At 69.5% G+C, this 14,918-nt stretch carries 16 protein-coding genes; 1 reads left to right on the top strand and 15 read right to left on the bottom strand.

Annotation, left to right across the window (positions count from 1 at the left end; genetic code table 11):
- Positions 1 to 12 precede the first annotated feature (12 nt).
- The 13 genes from pheT to infC form a co-directional block, all read right to left on the bottom strand.
- Complete coding sequence (gene pheT / locus ACTIE9_RS03945; protein WP_439564274.1) at positions 13 to 2,505, bottom strand: phenylalanine--tRNA ligase subunit beta; 2,493 nt, start codon at positions 2,503 to 2,505, stop codon at positions 13 to 15.
- Positions 2,505 to 3,545: a phenylalanine--tRNA ligase subunit alpha gene (gene pheS, locus ACTIE9_RS03950; RefSeq protein WP_439564275.1), complete on the bottom strand. Its 1,041-nt coding sequence runs from the start codon at positions 3,543 to 3,545 to the stop codon at positions 2,505 to 2,507. Before pheS ends, pheT begins: the two co-directional genes overlap by 1 nt.
- Before the next feature lie 11 nt (positions 3,546 to 3,556).
- Positions 3,557 to 4,483: an amino acid ABC transporter permease gene (locus ACTIE9_RS03955; protein ID WP_439564276.1), complete on the bottom strand. Its 927-nt coding sequence runs from the start codon at positions 4,481 to 4,483 to the stop codon at positions 3,557 to 3,559.
- Positions 4,480 to 5,145 (bottom strand): amino acid ABC transporter permease, encoded by a 666-nt coding sequence (locus ACTIE9_RS03960; RefSeq protein WP_439564410.1) that lies wholly within the window; start codon positions 5,143 to 5,145, stop codon positions 4,480 to 4,482. Before ACTIE9_RS03960 ends, ACTIE9_RS03955 begins: the two co-directional genes overlap by 4 nt.
- Positions 5,146 to 5,235: 90 nt before the next feature.
- Positions 5,236 to 6,102, bottom strand: coding sequence for a glutamate ABC transporter substrate-binding protein (locus tag ACTIE9_RS03965; protein ID WP_439564277.1), 867 nt, complete (start codon positions 6,100 to 6,102; stop codon positions 5,236 to 5,238).
- 36 nt (positions 6,103 to 6,138) lie between these two features.
- Positions 6,139 to 6,879, bottom strand: coding sequence for an amino acid ABC transporter ATP-binding protein (locus tag ACTIE9_RS03970; protein ID WP_439564278.1), 741 nt, complete (start codon positions 6,877 to 6,879; stop codon positions 6,139 to 6,141).
- Between the two features lie 207 nt (positions 6,880 to 7,086).
- The gene (locus ACTIE9_RS03975; RefSeq protein WP_439564279.1) at positions 7,087 to 8,043 is read right to left on the bottom strand and encodes a TAXI family TRAP transporter solute-binding subunit; all 957 of its coding nucleotides are present in this window, start codon (positions 8,041 to 8,043) and stop codon (positions 7,087 to 7,089) included.
- Positions 8,040 to 9,416: an ATP-binding protein gene (locus ACTIE9_RS03980; protein ID WP_439564280.1), complete on the bottom strand. Its 1,377-nt coding sequence runs from the start codon at positions 9,414 to 9,416 to the stop codon at positions 8,040 to 8,042. Before ACTIE9_RS03980 ends, ACTIE9_RS03975 begins: the two co-directional genes overlap by 4 nt.
- A gap of 2 nt (positions 9,417 to 9,418) precedes the next feature.
- Complete coding sequence (locus ACTIE9_RS03985; RefSeq protein WP_439564281.1) at positions 9,419 to 10,090, bottom strand: response regulator transcription factor; 672 nt, start codon at positions 10,088 to 10,090, stop codon at positions 9,419 to 9,421.
- A gap of 176 nt (positions 10,091 to 10,266) precedes the next feature.
- The gene (locus ACTIE9_RS03990; protein WP_439564282.1) at positions 10,267 to 11,076 is read right to left on the bottom strand and encodes a TrmH family RNA methyltransferase; all 810 of its coding nucleotides are present in this window, start codon (positions 11,074 to 11,076) and stop codon (positions 10,267 to 10,269) included.
- A gap of 101 nt (positions 11,077 to 11,177) precedes the next feature.
- Positions 11,178 to 11,567: a 50S ribosomal protein L20 gene (rplT, locus tag ACTIE9_RS03995; RefSeq protein WP_439564283.1), complete on the bottom strand. Its 390-nt coding sequence runs from the start codon at positions 11,565 to 11,567 to the stop codon at positions 11,178 to 11,180.
- A 31-nt stretch (positions 11,568 to 11,598) separates the two neighbouring features.
- Positions 11,599 to 11,796, bottom strand: a complete 198-nt coding sequence (rpmI, locus tag ACTIE9_RS04000; protein ID WP_255159222.1) for a 50S ribosomal protein L35 — start codon at positions 11,794 to 11,796, stop codon at positions 11,599 to 11,601.
- Between the two features lie 39 nt (positions 11,797 to 11,835).
- Entirely contained in the window at positions 11,836 to 12,726 is an 891-nt protein-coding gene (infC, locus tag ACTIE9_RS04005) for a translation initiation factor IF-3 (RefSeq protein WP_439564284.1), read from the bottom strand.
- Between the two features lie 288 nt (positions 12,727 to 13,014).
- Between infC and ACTIE9_RS04010 the strand changes: the two genes are divergently transcribed.
- Entirely contained in the window at positions 13,015 to 13,356 is a 342-nt protein-coding gene (locus ACTIE9_RS04010; protein WP_439564285.1) for a DUF1844 domain-containing protein, read from the top strand.
- Here ACTIE9_RS04010 and ACTIE9_RS04015 read toward each other — a convergent pair.
- Both ACTIE9_RS04015 and priA read right to left on the bottom strand, forming a co-directional pair.
- On the bottom strand, positions 13,353 to 14,129 hold the full coding sequence (locus ACTIE9_RS04015; RefSeq protein WP_439564286.1) for an SseB family protein: 777 nt from the start codon (positions 14,127 to 14,129) through the stop codon (positions 13,353 to 13,355). The genes ACTIE9_RS04010 and ACTIE9_RS04015 overlap by 4 nt on opposite strands.
- Positions 14,113 to 14,862, bottom strand: coding sequence for a bifunctional 1-(5-phosphoribosyl)-5-((5-phosphoribosylamino)methylideneamino)imidazole-4-carboxamide isomerase/phosphoribosylanthranilate isomerase PriA (gene priA / locus ACTIE9_RS04020; protein WP_439564287.1), 750 nt, complete (start codon positions 14,860 to 14,862; stop codon positions 14,113 to 14,115). Before priA ends, ACTIE9_RS04015 begins: the two co-directional genes overlap by 17 nt.
- Between the last annotated feature and the right edge of the window lie 56 nt (positions 14,863 to 14,918).

Raw genomic sequence — 14,918 nt, forward strand, 5'->3', positions numbered from 1 at the left:
GACGGAGCGGGCTCAGGCGCGCAGCGTCGCGCCGAGCCGCTCGGTCGCCAGCGCGAGCCCGGCGAGCTTCGCCTCCGTCGCCTCGGCGGCCGTGAGCGTGCGGTCGGCGGCGCGGAAGCGCAGAGCCAGCGTCACCGACTTCGTTCCGGGCTCGAGCCCCGTGCCGCGGTAGTCGTCGACGAGCGTCGCCGACTCCAGCAGCGCTCCCGCGCCCTCGACCACCGCATCCCGAACGGCACCCGCGGGCACCGACTCGGCCACGACGACGGACAGGTCTTGCGTCGCTGCCGGGTATGCGGCGATCGTGCCGGCCTCGACCTGGCTCGACCCGAGGGCGATGAGCGCCTCGAGGTCGAGCTCGAGCACCCCGACGCGACGCGGCAGGTCGCGCTCGATCGCGACGGCGGGCAGCAGCTCGCCCGCGTGCCCGACGAGGGTGTCGCCGACGAGCAGCGCCGCGGTGCGGCCCGGGTGCAGGGCGGGGTGCGACCCGGTCTCGATGCGCAGCACGGCGCCCGCGACGGCGGCCACGGCGTGCGCAGCGCCGAGCGCATCGGCGATGCCCGAGGGCTCGGCGGGCTGCCCGATGCCCCGAGGCCGCCGATCGCCCACGAACAGGGCGCCCAGGTGCCAGGGCTGCGGCGGGATGCTGTGCTCGAGCTCGTCGAGAACCGCGACCTCCGGCCGCCGGGCGGCGCTCGGCACAGCGGCGACCCCGTAGGCCGCGGCCCGCTCGGGCAGGTACACGGCGCCGATCTCGAACAGCGCGAGATCGGCGAGGCCCCGCGCGATGTTGCGGTGGGCGATGCGGGTGAGTCCGGGGATGAGGCTGCGGCGCAATCGACCCGTGTCGCTGTCGAAGGGGTTGGCGAGCTGCACGCTCGGGGCGTCGCCGTCGGTCAGCGCGACATCGTCGGCCGAGACGAACGGGTAGGCGAGCACCTCGGTGAGGCCCGCGGCCGCGAGCGCATTCGCCGTGGCACGGCGCACCCGCTGTGAGCGCGTGAGACCGCGCCCGGGCGGCGCCACCGGCAGCTGCGCCGGGATGCGGTCGTATCCGACGATGCGGGCGACCTCCTCCGCGAGCGAGGGGGCGTCGACGAGGTCGGGGCGCCAGCTCGGCGGGGTGACCTGCCAGCCGTCCGTCTGCACGTCGATCGAGCATCCGATGGCCGACAGCGAGTCGGTGATCTCGTCGAGCGAGAAGTCGACGCCGATGAGGCCGTCGACGTAGCCCTCGGCGAGATGGATGGGGGCGGGGGCTGCGACGTCGATCCAGCACGAGCCGAGCGGGTCGGCGGCGCCGCCGGCGAGCTCGACGAGCAGGTCGACGACGCGCTGCGCGGCCGCCTCGGCGACGAGCGGGTCGACACCGCGGGCGAAACGGCGCGAGGCCTCGCTCGGCAGCTTGTGGCGACGGGAGGTTCGCGCGATCGAGACGGGCTCGAAGTGCGCGGCCTCGACGAGCACGTCGACCGTCGCCTCGCCGATCTCGGTGCTGGCACCGCCCATGACGCCCGCGAGGCCGATAGGGCCCGAGTCGTCGGTGATGAGCAGATCTTCCGCGTGCAGGGAGCGAGTCTGACCGTCGAGCGTGACGAGGGTCTCGCCCGCGACCGCGCGGCGCACGAGGATTCCGCCGCTCACGGCGGCGAGGTCGTAGGCGTGGATCGGCTGGCCGAGCTCGAGCATGACGTAGTTGGTGATGTCGACGACGAGCGAGATCGACCGGATGCCCGCGAGCTCGAGACGGGAGACCATCCACGCAGGGGTCGTGCGGGCGGGGTCGATGCCGCGCACCGCGCGCGTCACGAAGACGTCGCAGCCGCGACGTCCGCGGATCGGGGCGCGGTCGTCGACGACGACCCGGAAGCCCTCGCCTCGAGTAGGGGCGACCGCGGTCGCGGGGTCGCGGAACTCGGCTCCGGTCGAGTGCGCGTACTCGCGGGCGATGCCGCGGATCGACAGGGCGTAGCCGCGGTCGGGCGTGACATTGACCTCGACGGCGAGATCATCGAGCCCGAGTAGGGCGATCGCGTCGGTGCCGACCTCGGGGTCGAGGCCGAGGGTCGCCAGGCGCAGGATGCCGTCGTGCTCGTCGCCGAGGCCGAGCTCGCGCGCGCTCGCGATCATGCCGTCGGAGACATGGCCGTAGGTCTTGCGCGCGGCGATCGGGAAGGGCCCGGGAAGCACGGCGCCGGGCAGGGTGACGACGACCTTGTCGCCGACCTCGAAGTTGCGGGCGCCGCAGACGATGCCCCGGGTCTCACCGGGGCCGGTGAGCACCTGGCACCAGCGGATGGTCTTGCCGTTCGCCTGCGGCTCCTCGACGAACTCGAGCACCTGGCCGACGACGATGGGGCCCGTGAGGGCGACCCCGTGGATCGTCTCCTCCTCCAGGCCGACCCTGACGAGGGCGGCGTGCAGCGCCTCGGCGTCGGCCATCGCATCGCCTGTGGCGGGAAGGTCGACGTGCTCGCGGAGCCACGAGATCGGGATGCGCATCAGACCACCATTCCGAACTGCTGCGAGAAGCGGACATCGCCCTCGACCATGTCGCGCATGTCGCTCACGCCGTTGCGGAACATGAGGGTGCGCTCGATGCCCATGCCGAAGGCGAAGCCCTGGTACACCTCGGGATCGATGCCGGCGGCGCGCAGCACGTTGGGGTTGACCATGCCGCATCCGCCCCACTCGATCCAGCGCGGCCCCTCCTTGAACGTGGGGTGCCACACGTCGAGCTCGGCGCTCGGCTCGGTGAAGGGGAAGTAGTTGGGGCGCAGGCGGATGCGCGCACCCTCGCCGATGACAGCGCGCGCGAGATGCTCGAGCGTGCCGCGCAGGTGGGCCATCGTCAGACCCTTGTCGATCGCGATGCCCTCGAGCTGGTGGAACACCGGCGTGTGCGTCGCATCGAGCTCGTCCTTGCGGAACACTCGGCCGGGCGACACCACGTAGAGCGGCACGCCGCGGTCGAGCAGCGACCGCACCTGCACGGGGCTCGTCTGGGTGCGCAGCAGCAGGTGGCGCTCCTCGGGCTCGACGAAGAACGTGTCTTGCGTGCCGCGTGCAGGGTGGTCGGCATCCATGTTGAGGGCGTCGAAGTTGAACCACTCGTTCTCGAGCTCGGGGCCCTCGGCGACCTCCCACCCCATGGCGATGAAGATGTCGCTCATCTGCTCCATGAGCGTCGTGAGGGGATGGCGGGCGCCCGTGAGACCGAGCGGCGCGATCGCCGTCACGTCGAGCGCCTCCGCGGCGAGCCGCGCCTGCTCCTCCGCCACCACGAGCTCGGCCTCACGCGCGGCGACGGCCTGGCCGACGCGGGCGCGCGCCTGCCCGACGAGCTTGCCGAGCGCGGCCTTCTGGTCGGCCGGAACGTCGCGCAGCAGCGCGTTGAGCGCAGCGAGCGGCGAGGCCTCCCCCGCATGCGCCGACTTCGCGGCCTTCAGCGCCGCGGTATCGGCCGCGGCGACAACGTCTGCCAGGGCTGCATCGACGGCTGCATTGACGGCTGATTCGGAGATATCGAGGGGGTCGGGCACAGCGATAAAGCTTAGTCGGGCCGCCGGGAAGGTCTGTCGCGCTTCAGCACGGGCAGGGTGATCGCGCGCGTGCCCTCGGCTCCGAGCGCCGACAGGGAATCTGCCGACGTGAGCTTGCCGGCCTTGGGCCCACTGCGTCTGGCGACGGCGCGTGCGATCCACGACAAGACGAGGTTCAACGTCAGGTAGATCGCGAGGCCCACGATGAAGAGCGTGAACACGTAGTTGTTGCCGAGCGCCTTTTGCATGTTCTGGATCGTTCGGGACAACTCGTCGTAGGCCACCACGTACGCGAGCGACGTGTCTTTCAGCAGCACGACCATCTGGGCGAGGATGATCGGCAGCATCTGGTGGAAGGCCTGCGGGAACTCGATGATCATGCGAGTTCGTGTCGGCGAGAGTCCGATGACGAGTCCCGCTTCGCGCTGGCCCCTCGGCAGCGAGAGGATCCCGGCCCTGAGCGCCTCTCCGATGATGGCGCCGTTGTAGACGCCGAGACCGATGACGCCGGCCCAGTATGCGCCCGTGGAGAACACGAGGAACACGAAGAAGATCATGAGCAGGACGGGCATTCCCCGGAAGAATTCGAGGATGATCGCCGCCGGAACCCGGATCCACGCGGTGGTCGCCGTTCGCACGAACGAGAACCCGATTCCGATGAGGATCGCGAGCACAGCCGCAGCACCCGCCATCATCAGCGTCGCACCGACACCAGCGGCGAAGCGCTCCCACACCAGGGGATTGCTGAGCACGTCCCAGCGGGACGCGTCGAACATGCCGGGTGTCACCGCGTCATTGGCAGAGACCCGCGGAGCGGCGAGAGTGGCGATGACCCACCAGAACACCGCTGCAATGACGATGAGACCCACGATGGAGCCGATGAGCGACCGGCGTCGAGCCTTCGGGCCGGGCGCGTCGTAGAGAACACTGAGGCTCATCGCAGCACCCGCACCTTCTTCTCGATGTACCCGGCGATCTGTCCAAGCGGAATGGTGATGAGCAGGTACAGGAGAGCGGCGAACAGCAGCATGAGCAGCACTTTGTCTCCGTGGTCGCGCGTCGCGCGCTGCACCCCGGAGAAGAGCTCGTTGACGAAGAAGATGCCCGCGACCGACGTGTTCTTGGTGAGAGCGATGAAGACGTTGATGAGCGGGGGAACGACCATGCGCCCCGCCTGAGGAAGGATGACGAGCGTGAGGGTCAGGCCGAATCCCATGCCGATGCTGCGGGCCGCTTCCGCCTGACCGATCGGCACTCCGTTGATACCCGAGCGCACCGCCTCGGCGACGAACGGCGACGTGTAGAGCGTGAGACCGATGATGGCGAGCAGCGTGTACCCGACCTTGGGATCCGACCCCACCGAGACTCCCAGAATCGGAAGCACGAAGGCGCAGAAGAACAGCACGAGCAGCAGGGGAATGTTGCGCAGCGTCTCGGTGTAGGCGACGGCGAAGATGCGCAGCGACGGCAGTGGCGAGATGCGCATCGCCGCGATGATGACGCCGAGAATGAACGCGCCGACGCCCGATACCAGGAGCAGCAGGATGGTCATCCCGAACCCCTCGAGATACAGCGGTATGACGTCGATGAGCGAATCGATGACGCTCACGGTTCTCCTCTCGTGCGGTTCAGTGCTGATGGGATGCCGGCCCGCCCCGTGCAGGGCGGGCCGGCATCGATGTGCGACTACCTAGTAGCGGTCGACCGCCGGGGGCTCCGGCAGGTCGAGAACGGTGCCAGCAGTGGCGTTCCAGGCGTCGGCCCACCGGCCGTCGGCGTAGGCGGCCTCCAGGACGTCGTTGATGAAGCTGCGGAACGCGTCGTCGTCACGAGCGAGGCCGATGCCGTAGGGCTCTGACGTGAACGGGTTGTTGACGACCTCGAACTCGCCGGGGTTCTGGTCGGCAAGGCCGGCCAGGATGACGTTGTCGGTGGTCACCGCGACGACCGCTCCGTTGCGCAGCGGCTCGAGGCAGTTGGAGTACGTGTCGGTCGTGATGAGGTTGACGCCGTACTCGGCGATGTTCTTCTCCGACGTGGAGCCGGCAACCGAGCAGACGTTCTTGCCCGCAAGGTCCTCGGGCCCCGTGATCCCTTCGGGGTTGCCCTCCAGCACCAGGATGTCCTGGCCAGCGAGGTAGTACGGCCCGGCGAACGAGATGACTTCCTTGCGGGTGTCGTTGATCGTGTAGGTCGCGACCACGATGTCGACGGTGCCGTTCTCGATGAAGGGCTCTCGGTTGGCCGAGACCGTCTCGACCCACTCGATGTTGTCCTCCGAGATGCCGAGCTCGCTCGCGATGATCTTGCCGATCTCTACGTCGAAGCCGACCGGCTCGCCGTCGAGGCCCTGCAAGCCGAAGAGCGGCTGGTCGAACTTGGTGCCGATGGTGATCGTGCCCGCCTCAGCAAGCGCGGCCATGGTCGTGCCGGCGTCGAACTCCGGCGCTTCGGCGACCGGCTCGGCCGGCTCAGTGGTGCCCCCTGCGCATGCGCTCAGCCCCAGTAGGCCGACGGCCGCGAGCGCGACGGTGGCGATTCCTCGATTGAGTCCCATATCTGTGTGCTCCTTGCTGTGGTGCTCCCCCGCCGGTCAGCGGGTGAGGATCTTCGAGAGGAAGTCCTTCGCTCTCGGAGTCTGGGGGGTGTCGAAGAACGCATCGGGCTCGGCCTCTTCGACGATCTCGCCGTCGGCCATGAAGAGAATGCGATCTCCTGCGCTGCGAGCGAAGCCCATCTCGTGGGTGACGACGAGCATGGTCATTCCCTCGCGGGCGAGCGAGGTCATGACGTCCAGAACCTCGTTGATCATCTCCGGGTCGAGAGCCGAGGTGGGCTCGTCGAAGAGCATGACCTTGGGATTCATCGCGAGCGCACGAGCGATCGCGACGCGCTGCTGCTGACCGCCTGACAGTTGCGCGGGCAGCTTCTGGGCTTGGTTGGCCACGCCGACGCGGTCCAGAAGCTCCATGGCCTTCGTGTCGGCCTCGGTCTTCGAGACACCGCGCACTCGGCGAGGGCCGAGGGTGACGTTCTCGAGCACCGTCTTGTGCGCGAACAGGTTGAACGACTGGAACACCATGCCGACGTCGGCGCGCAGCGTCGCGAGATCTTTGCCCTCTTCGGGAAGCTGCTTGCCGTCGATCGTGATGGTGCCGCTGTCGATCGTCTCGAGCCGGTTGATTGCGCGGCACAGCGTGGATTTGCCCGACCCGCTCGGCCCGATCACGACGACGACCTCACCCCGGTGAATCGTCGTGGTGATGTCTTTGAGCACATGGAGCTCGCCGAAGTGCTTGTTCACGTGGTCAATCGCGACCAACGGTTCAGACATGATCGACGTCCCTTCGAGTTCGGCCGCTCACCGGCGCCGGACTCCGGGGGTCTGACCGGGTACTGAATTCGCGGCGAGAGCACGAATCGAGCACGACGGTCATGGAGCACATCGACATCGGTGGCACGCGCTCACGCTAGGTCGCCGCGCCGTCTGCGGCGTGCGTCTTGAGGGTTTCTTGAGCGTGCGGTTCGAACCCGTTCGCGCTCAGCGCCTCGACTCGCTGTAGTACGCCACAGCACCGGGATGCAGCGATACCGGGTCGGTGAAGATGGCCTCCCGCCGGTCGAGCAGTGCGGCGGCCGGCACGTCTGCCGCGATGATCGATCGCGACTCGAACAGCACGGCGAGAACCTCGCGCACGAGCTCGTCAGACGCGCTCTGCGCGACCATCAGGTAGTTGGGCACGGTCATCGTCGCCGTGGCCTGGGTCCGTCCGTACGCCCCGATCGGCAACTCGGCGAGCCGGTAGACGCCGCCGTGCGCTTCATTCGCACGCTCGACCGTCTCTGCCTCGATCGAGAGCAGCCGGGTCGGGGCCTCCCCGAACAGTTCCGCGAGACCCGGGGTCGGAAGCCCCCCGACCCAGAAGAACCCCTCGATCGCACCGGCCCGCAGAGCATCGATCGACTCCGCGAGCCCGAGCGCCCGGTCGTCGACCACCGCGGGGTCGACCCCCGCTGCGACGAGCACCCGCTCGGCCACGATGCTCACCCCAGAGCTGGGCGCCCCCAGCGAGACGGAACGACCGGCGACGTCGGCGATCTGGACGATGTCGGAGTCGGATCGCACCACGACGTGCACGTACTCGTCGTACAGCCTCGCCACGGCTTGCACCGCGAGGGGTTCGGGAAACCCACCGGTACCGGCGACCGCATCCGCAGCCACATCGCTCTGCGCGAATCCGAACAGGGCTCGCCCGTCGCTCACACGCTGCAGGTTGTCGACCGAGCCGTTCGTCTCATCGACAGTGACGACCGTGTCGAGCCTGCTCGAGAGCACGTCGGCGAGCTGCTCACCGAAGGCGTAGTAGACCCCCGTGGCCCCGCCTCCCGCGATGGAGAACCGCTCGACGGGGGTCGCCGGCCCGCATGCCGCTAGCGTCAGCATCGTCACGATCAGGCCGAGGGCGGCCGTGACGGCTCGTCGGGGACGCGGAGTCATGAGGTCCCACCCTTCGGCAGTCGCAGGTGGACAGCGAGACCGCCGCCGTCGGGTGACTCGACGCGGAGCCCCCCGCCGATCGACGTCAGCAGATCGGTGGCGATCGCCAACCCCAAGCCCGAGCCCGGGGTGCTGCGATTACGCGGACTGCGCCAGAACCGCTCGGTCAGGTGGGCGAGTTCATCGGCCCCGACGCCGGGGCCGTGATCACGCACGATGATCTCGGCGCTATCGGTCGAATCCGCCACCGCGAGCACAACGCGCGTGCCCGACGGGGAGAACTTCACGGCGTTGTCGATCACCGCATCCAGTGCGCTCTCCAGGATCGTGCGGTCGGTCTCCGTCTGCACGCCCTCATCGCCCTCGACGACGAGACTGATGCCCGCCCGCGATGCCGACTGACGCCACGCCTCGGCCCTGTCGCTCACGACCTCGGCCACATCCACGACCTCCTCGGCCGCGCCGCGCTCGCTGCTTCTCGCCAGATTCAGGAGCGTGTCGAGGATGCGCGTCATCCGGCGTCCCTCCTCGCGGGTCTCTTCGACATCGCGGCTCCAGTCGCTGTCGAGCCCTGTCGCGAGGTACTCCACTCGCACGAGTAGCGCATTGAGCGGGTTCCGCAGCTCGTGCGAGGCATTGAGAGCGAACTCCTGTTGGCGCGCCATCATCCTCTCGATCTCCTCCGCCATGCGGTTGAAGATCAGGATCATGCTGCGCAGCTCAGGCGGCCCGGTCTCGTCGGCGATGCGCGCTTCCACGTCACCGCGTTCGATCGCCTCCATGGCAGCGTCGACGCGTCGGATGGGCCGCAACACCCAGGTGGCGAGCCGGAACACCACGACCACCCCGATCGACGTGGCCAGCACTGCACCCCCGAGCAACAGGGCCCACTGCTCGAGGATCGTCTCTCGCGCGACGTCGATGCTCGCCGTGACCACGACGGCACCGATCGCATCGCCGTTCTCCAGCACGGGCTCGACCATGACGGAGTCGGTGAGCGCCCAGGGCAGAGCTGGCTCGGGCAGCTCGCTTCTGCGCCCGGCGAGGGCGAGCTGAATCTGCGCTTTCGTGTTCTCATCGAGCACGACCGGCTGCTCGCCACCGCTGGCCCACAGCGAGCCGGACCGGTCGACCACCAGCACCCGCGTGCCGTAAAGCTCGTAGTAGCGCTCGGCTTCACCGGCGACGAGATCGGGGCTCCCCGACCGCAGCGCCTGCCGAGCGCTCGTGACGAAGTACGCCACATCGCCCAACAGCTCGGAGATGTGCTCCTGCTGGATGCTGCGCGCGGCGCTCCAGGCGTACGCGCCGCCCAGCACCAGGAGCACAGCCACGAGCGGAACGAGGAACACGGTGACCAGTCGCCGGCGCACGACTACCTCCCCGCGAATCGATAGCCGATGCCGCGCACCGTCTCGATCAGGTCGACCCGCCCGGTCTTGCGTCGGATCGAGCCGACGTGCACCTCGAGCGAGCGGCTGAACGCGTGCCAATCGGTCTGCCAGACCTCGCGGATGATGCGCTCACGCGGCACGACGACCCCGGGATACCGAGCGAGCACGGCCACGATGTCGAACTCGGTGCGTGTCAGCTCGACCGGGAGTCCGTCGACGAGCATCTGGCGACCCGACAGGTCGATGCGCGCCCCCGACACGTCGATGACATGCTCCGGAATCGGTTCGGCCACGAGGGACCGCGACCGACGGGTGACCGCCTCGATGCGCGCCACCAGCTCGAGCACGTTGTAGGGCTTGACGACGAAGTCGTCGGCGCCGGCCCGCAGACCCCGGATGCGCTCCTGAACGTGACTGCGGGCGGTGGCGATGATGATCGGCACCCCTGACCGCTCGCGGATCCGGCGGCAGAGCTCGATGCCGTCCATGTCGGGCAGGCCCAGATCGAGCAGCACGACCTCGGTGTCGGCACCGACGGCCTCGAGCGCCTGAGCGGCGTCGGCGGCGCTGACCGTGCCGTAGCCGGCTTTGCGCAGAAACGTGCGCAGGGCATCCATCAGTCGATCGTCGTCCTCGACGATCAGAACGGTCATCCGACCGTCCGGGCGCTCAGCCGATCACAGGACGCACCGTGGTCATCGGTGTCGGCACTGACGTCGGCAGCCACCCCCAGCATTCTGGCGCGGTGCACACCGCCGAGGCTAGCAGTCGCTACGGGACCGTCCCCGTGCGGGCCGGGCTTCCCCGAGCGTCGGTCGCTCCCCGCCGCTCAGCTACCGTGCGCCCGCTGCGCGAAGGCGCTCTCGTACAGGCACACGGCGGCCGCGGTCGCGAGGTTGAGCGACTCGGCGCGGCCGTAGATCGGCACGATCACGGCCCGATCGGCGAGCGCGAGCTGCTCGTCGGTGAGCCCGCGCGCCTCGTTGCCGAAGAGCCACGCGGTGGGGCCGTCGAGGTGGCCGTCGGAGCGCACGGCGAGCAGGTCGTCGCCCGAGACGTCGGCGGCGAGGATGCGCGTGCCGAGCCCGCGCAACCGCTCGAGCGTCGCGGCGAGCGGTACGCCGACCACGACGGGCAGGTGGAAGAGCGACCCCGTCGTGGCCCGCACGACCTTGGGGTTGAAGACGTCGACGCTCGAGCCGGTCAGGATGACAGCATCGGCTCCCGCGGCATCGGCGACGCGGATGATCGTCCCCGCGTTGCCCGGATCCCGCACCTCCTCGAGCACGGCGACGAGGCGTGGCCGTGTGGCGAGCAGCTCGTCGAGCGCCGTCGGGAACTGCCGGCAGACCGCGACGACCCCCTGCGGGGTGACCGTGTCGGCGATCGTCTCGAGCACGGCATCCGTCACCGTCTCGATGCGCAGCGCCGCGCCGCTCGCCGCCCGCACGATCGCCGGATGCCGGTCGAGGGCCGACGCGGTGGCGAAGACCTCGGTGACCAGATCGGGGCGGTACTTCAGCGCCTCGGCGACCGCTTGCGGGCCCTCGATGAGGAACAGGCCGGTCTCAGCGCGCTGGTTCTTCTTCGCGAGCTTCGCCGCCGCGCGCACGCGAGGCGAGCGCGGGTTGTCGATCACAGGCGCCATCGTACCGAGGGGGTGCTTAACGCCCGGTGAACGCGACGACGGCGCGCCCCCGGGGGGACGCGCCGTCGTGCGGTGCTGTGCGTGACGCGAGGTCAGGCCGCGTCGACCTTCGGAGCCGAGGTGTCGGCCGGGAGGGCCTCCTTGGCGACCTTCACGAGGGCCGTGAACGCGGCGGGCTCGTTGACGGCCAGCTCGGCGAGCATGCGGCGGTCGACCTCGACGCCGGCCAGGCCGAGGCCCTGGATGAGGCGGTTGTAGGTCATACCGTTGGCGCGCGCGGCGGCATTGATGCGCTGGATCCAGAGGCGACGGAACTCGCCCTTCTTCGCGCGACGGTCGCGGTACGCGTAGACGAGGGAGTGGGTGACCTGCTCCTTGGCCTTGCGGTAGAGACGCGACCGCTGGCCGCGGTAGCCCTCGGCCCGCTCGAGGATGACCCGACGCTTCTTGTGGGCGTTGACGGCCCGCTTGACTCTTGCCATTTCGTTAGTCCTTCAGATCGTTTCTCGGGTCTTACTTCTTGCCGATGAGCTTCTTGATCACCTTGGCGTCCTGCGGCGCGAGGACGACCTCGCGGTTGAGGCGACGGGTGGTCTCGCTGGACTTCTTCTCCAGGTTGTGGCGCATGCCTGCACCCTGCTTCATGACCTTGCCGGTGCCGGTCAGCTTGAAGCGCTTCTTGGCACCGGAGTGCGTCTTCTGCTTGGGCATTGCTTCCTCGTTTCTTCTCGGTTGGATGCGCGGCGCGGGCTACGCGGACGCGGAGGGCTTGGGCGCCGCCGCCGGCTTGGCGGCAGCGGGCTTCGCGGCAGCGGCAGGCTTCGCGGCAGCAGGCTTGGCCGCAGCCGGCTTGGCAGCAGCGGCGGGCTTCGCGGCAGCCGCGGGCTTCGCGGCAGCCGCGGGCTTGGTCGCAGCGGGCTTCGCCGAGGGCTTCTCGGCGGGCGCCTCCGTCACAGCGACGTCGGTGGCAGCGGCGTCGGTCACGGCCGCCTCGGCGACAGCGGCCTCGGCGACCGGCTCGACGTCGGGCTCGACGACTGCGACGGCGACTGCGGGTGCGGGTGCCTCAGACACGGCCGGTGCAGTCTCGGCCGGATTCTCAGCCTTGGGAGCCGCGTCGTTCTCCTTGCGCGCCGCCTTCGAGGCTGCGCGCTGCGCCATCTGCTCGGCCTTCGCGTCGGCCTTGTTGCGCAGCGGGCCGATGATCATGACCATGTTGCGACCATCGATCATCGGAGTCGACTCGACCGTGCCGAACTCGGCGACGTCTTCGGCGAAACGCTGCAGCAGACGCACGCCCTGCTCGGGGCGCGACTGCTCGCGGCCGCGGAACAGGATCATCGCCTTGACCTTGTCGCCCGCCTGCAGGAACCCCTCGGCGCGCTTGCGCTTGGTCTCGTAGTCGTGCTTGTCGATCTTCAGGCGGAAGCGCACCTCTTTGAGGATGGTGTTGGCCTGGTTGCGGCGGGCCTCTTTGGCCTTCTGCGCCGCCTCGTACTTGAACTTGCCGTAGTCCATGATCTTGACCACGGGCGGCTTCGAGTTGGGGGCGACCTCGACGAGATCGAGGTCGGCCTCCTGCGCCAGGCGCAGGGCAACCTCGATCTTGACGACTCCGACCTGCTCACCAGCGGGGCCCACAAGACGGACCTCGGGGACGCGGATACGGTCGTTCGTTCTCGGTTCGCTGATGCGATTCTCCTCTGTCGTGATCCGAGCGGATCAGTGGTGATTCCGTCGAAAGAGGAGCGATTCATCCCTGGCGCACGGCCAGCACCACCCACGGACTTCGCGCGGCTTCGCAGCCGTCGAACGGGGTGATTCGACCCGGTAACCTAGTAGTCGGTCAAGCGCGGGTGGGAGGATTCTCCACTTTCGTACCGGGGATCTGGCCCCGGAGCCCGCATAACGATAGCAGGGAAAATTCTGATGAGCGAGATCACCCCCGACACCGACGCCTCGCGCGACATCGCCGAGGTGCCGGCCGTCGAGATCATCAACACGGTCGCCGTGCACCTGCTGAGCGCCGCCGCCGTGAAATGCGGTCTCTCCGAGCACGGGGATGAGGAGATCGATCTCGCCGAGGCCCGCAAGCTCATCACCGCCCTCGCAGGCCTCATCACCGCGTCGGCCCCCGAGCTCGGCGACCACCACGCGCGCGTGCTGCGCGACGGACTGCGCTCCGTGCAGCTCGCCTTCCGCGAGGCCTCGCCGTTCCCCGATGCGCCCGGCCAGGGCCCGGGCGAGAAGCTCACGGGGCCGGTGAACTAGACCGGCTCGGGTCGCGGGCCGGCGACCGGTTGCACCGACAGCGAGTCGATGCGCTCGGCGACAGTCGCATCCTCGCCCCACCGGGCGCTCAGCGCCGCGATGACGCGGCGCAGCTGATCGGGCGCCACACCGGGTTCGACACCCAGTCGCACGACGACCTCCGCCGACTCCCCCCGGCCGAGCGGATCGCCCGCGAGGAGCGTGACCGCCCAGATCTCGGGATGCTGCGCCGCCGGCCGCGCGATCGCCTCGAGCACCGCGGGGTCGTCGACCGCGGGCAGCCACGGCACGCCCTGCGCGATCGCCCAGACCGCCGGCCGCGGCAGCACGAGCAGCGTGTCGGGCGAGCGCGCGTCGATGACGACGCGGTCGGTGCGCTCGGAGGCGGCGGCGAGAGCGACCCGCACCGCGTCCGCGGGCACCGGCCGGGCATCCGGACGCCACCGGCGCATCGCGTCGACCGAGGAGAAGACCGGCAGGATGGGCCGGCCGTCCGGGCCGGCGACCGTGATGATCGAGAGCTCCTGGGTCTTGTCGACGAGGACGCCCGCGTCGGTCACCCCGGTCTTGCCCGCCACCGCGACGAGCGGGATCAGGAAGCGGCAGGTGCGCACGACGTCGACCACGTCGCCGAGAGTGCACCGGCCGGCCCGCAAGGCGGCGACCGCCTCGAGGTAGGCCGCGGGCGCTGAACCGTCGTCGTCGGCGTTCGGGTTCGGCTCGAAATGCCGCCCCTCCCAGGGCTGGCCGGCCGAATCAGCGGCCCGCGACATCCAGTGCTTCGGGCAGCGTGAACGCCCCGGCGTACAGCGCCTTGCCCACGATCGCGCCCTCGAGGCCCAGCGGCACGAGCTCGCGCAGTGCGGCGATGTCGTCGAGGCTCGAGACGCCGCCCGACGCGATCACCGGGCGGTGCGTGCGCTCCATGACCGAGCGCAGGAGGTCGAGGTTCGGGCCCTTGAGGGTGCCGTCCTTCGTCACATCGGTGACGACGTAGCGCGCGCAGCCGGCCGCCTCGAGGCGCTCGAGCACGGCCCAGAGGTCGCCGCCCTCCTCCGTCCAGCCGCGCGCGGCCAGCGTGGTGCCGCGCACATCGAGGCCGACCGCGATGGCCTCGCCGTACTCGGCGATGACGTGGGCGGCCCACTCGGGGTTCTCGAGCGCGGCCGTGCCGAGGTTGATGCGCTTGGCGCCCGTTGCGAGGGCCGCCTCGAGCGTCGCGTCATCACGGATACCGCCCGAGAGCTCGATGTTGACGTTCTTCGGGGTGGTCTTCACGACCTTCTTGATGATCGAGCGGTTGCTGCCCCGGCCGAAGGCCGCGTCGAGGTCGACCAGGTGGATCCACTCCGCACCCTGGTCGGCCCACTCGTGGGCCGCATCGATGGGGTCGCCGTAGCTCGTCTCCGTGCCAGCCTCACCCTGGGTCAGGCGCACCGCCTTGCCTCCGGCGACATCCACCGCCGGCAGCAGCGTGAGGGCGGGGATAGTCGAGAACTCGCTCATCGAAGGCTTTCTGATCGGGTCACGGGGCGGATGCGCGCGCGGCGCAGCCAAACACA

Source organism: Microcella sp., from assembly GCF_051860105.1.
Classification (GTDB): Bacteria; Actinomycetota; Actinomycetes; order Actinomycetales; family Microbacteriaceae; genus Microcella.

What these genes read in the sequence shown, in the direction of transcription:
- pheT (WP_439564274.1), bottom strand. Translation starts at nt 2,505, where the DNA reads ATGCGCATCCCGATCTCGTGGCTCCGCGAGCACGTCGACCTTCCCGCC.
- ACTIE9_RS03955 (WP_439564276.1), bottom strand. Translation starts at nt 4,483, where the DNA reads ATGAGCCTCAGTGTTCTCTACGACGCGCCCGGCCCGAAGGCTCGACGC.
- ACTIE9_RS03965 (WP_439564277.1), bottom strand. Translation starts at nt 6,102, where the DNA reads ATGGGACTCAATCGAGGAATCGCCACCGTCGCGCTCGCGGCCGTCGGC.
- ACTIE9_RS03970 (WP_439564278.1), bottom strand. Translation starts at nt 6,879, where the DNA reads ATGTCTGAACCGTTGGTCGCGATTGACCACGTGAACAAGCACTTCGGC.
- ACTIE9_RS03975 (WP_439564279.1), bottom strand. Translation starts at nt 8,043, where the DNA reads ATGACTCCGCGTCCCCGACGAGCCGTCACGGCCGCCCTCGGCCTGATC.
- ACTIE9_RS03985 (WP_439564281.1), bottom strand. Translation starts at nt 10,090, where the DNA reads ATGACCGTTCTGATCGTCGAGGACGACGATCGACTGATGGATGCCCTG.
- rplT (WP_439564283.1), bottom strand. Translation starts at nt 11,567, where the DNA reads ATGGCAAGAGTCAAGCGGGCCGTCAACGCCCACAAGAAGCGTCGGGTC.
- rpmI (WP_255159222.1), bottom strand. Translation starts at nt 11,796, where the DNA reads ATGCCCAAGCAGAAGACGCACTCCGGTGCCAAGAAGCGCTTCAAGCTG.
- ACTIE9_RS04010 (WP_439564285.1), top strand. Translation starts at nt 13,015, where the DNA reads ATGAGCGAGATCACCCCCGACACCGACGCCTCGCGCGACATCGCCGAG.
- ACTIE9_RS04015 (WP_439564286.1), bottom strand. Translation starts at nt 14,129, where the DNA reads ATGTCGCGGGCCGCTGATTCGGCCGGCCAGCCCTGGGAGGGGCGGCAT.
- priA (WP_439564287.1), bottom strand. Translation starts at nt 14,862, where the DNA reads ATGAGCGAGTTCTCGACTATCCCCGCCCTCACGCTGCTGCCGGCGGTG.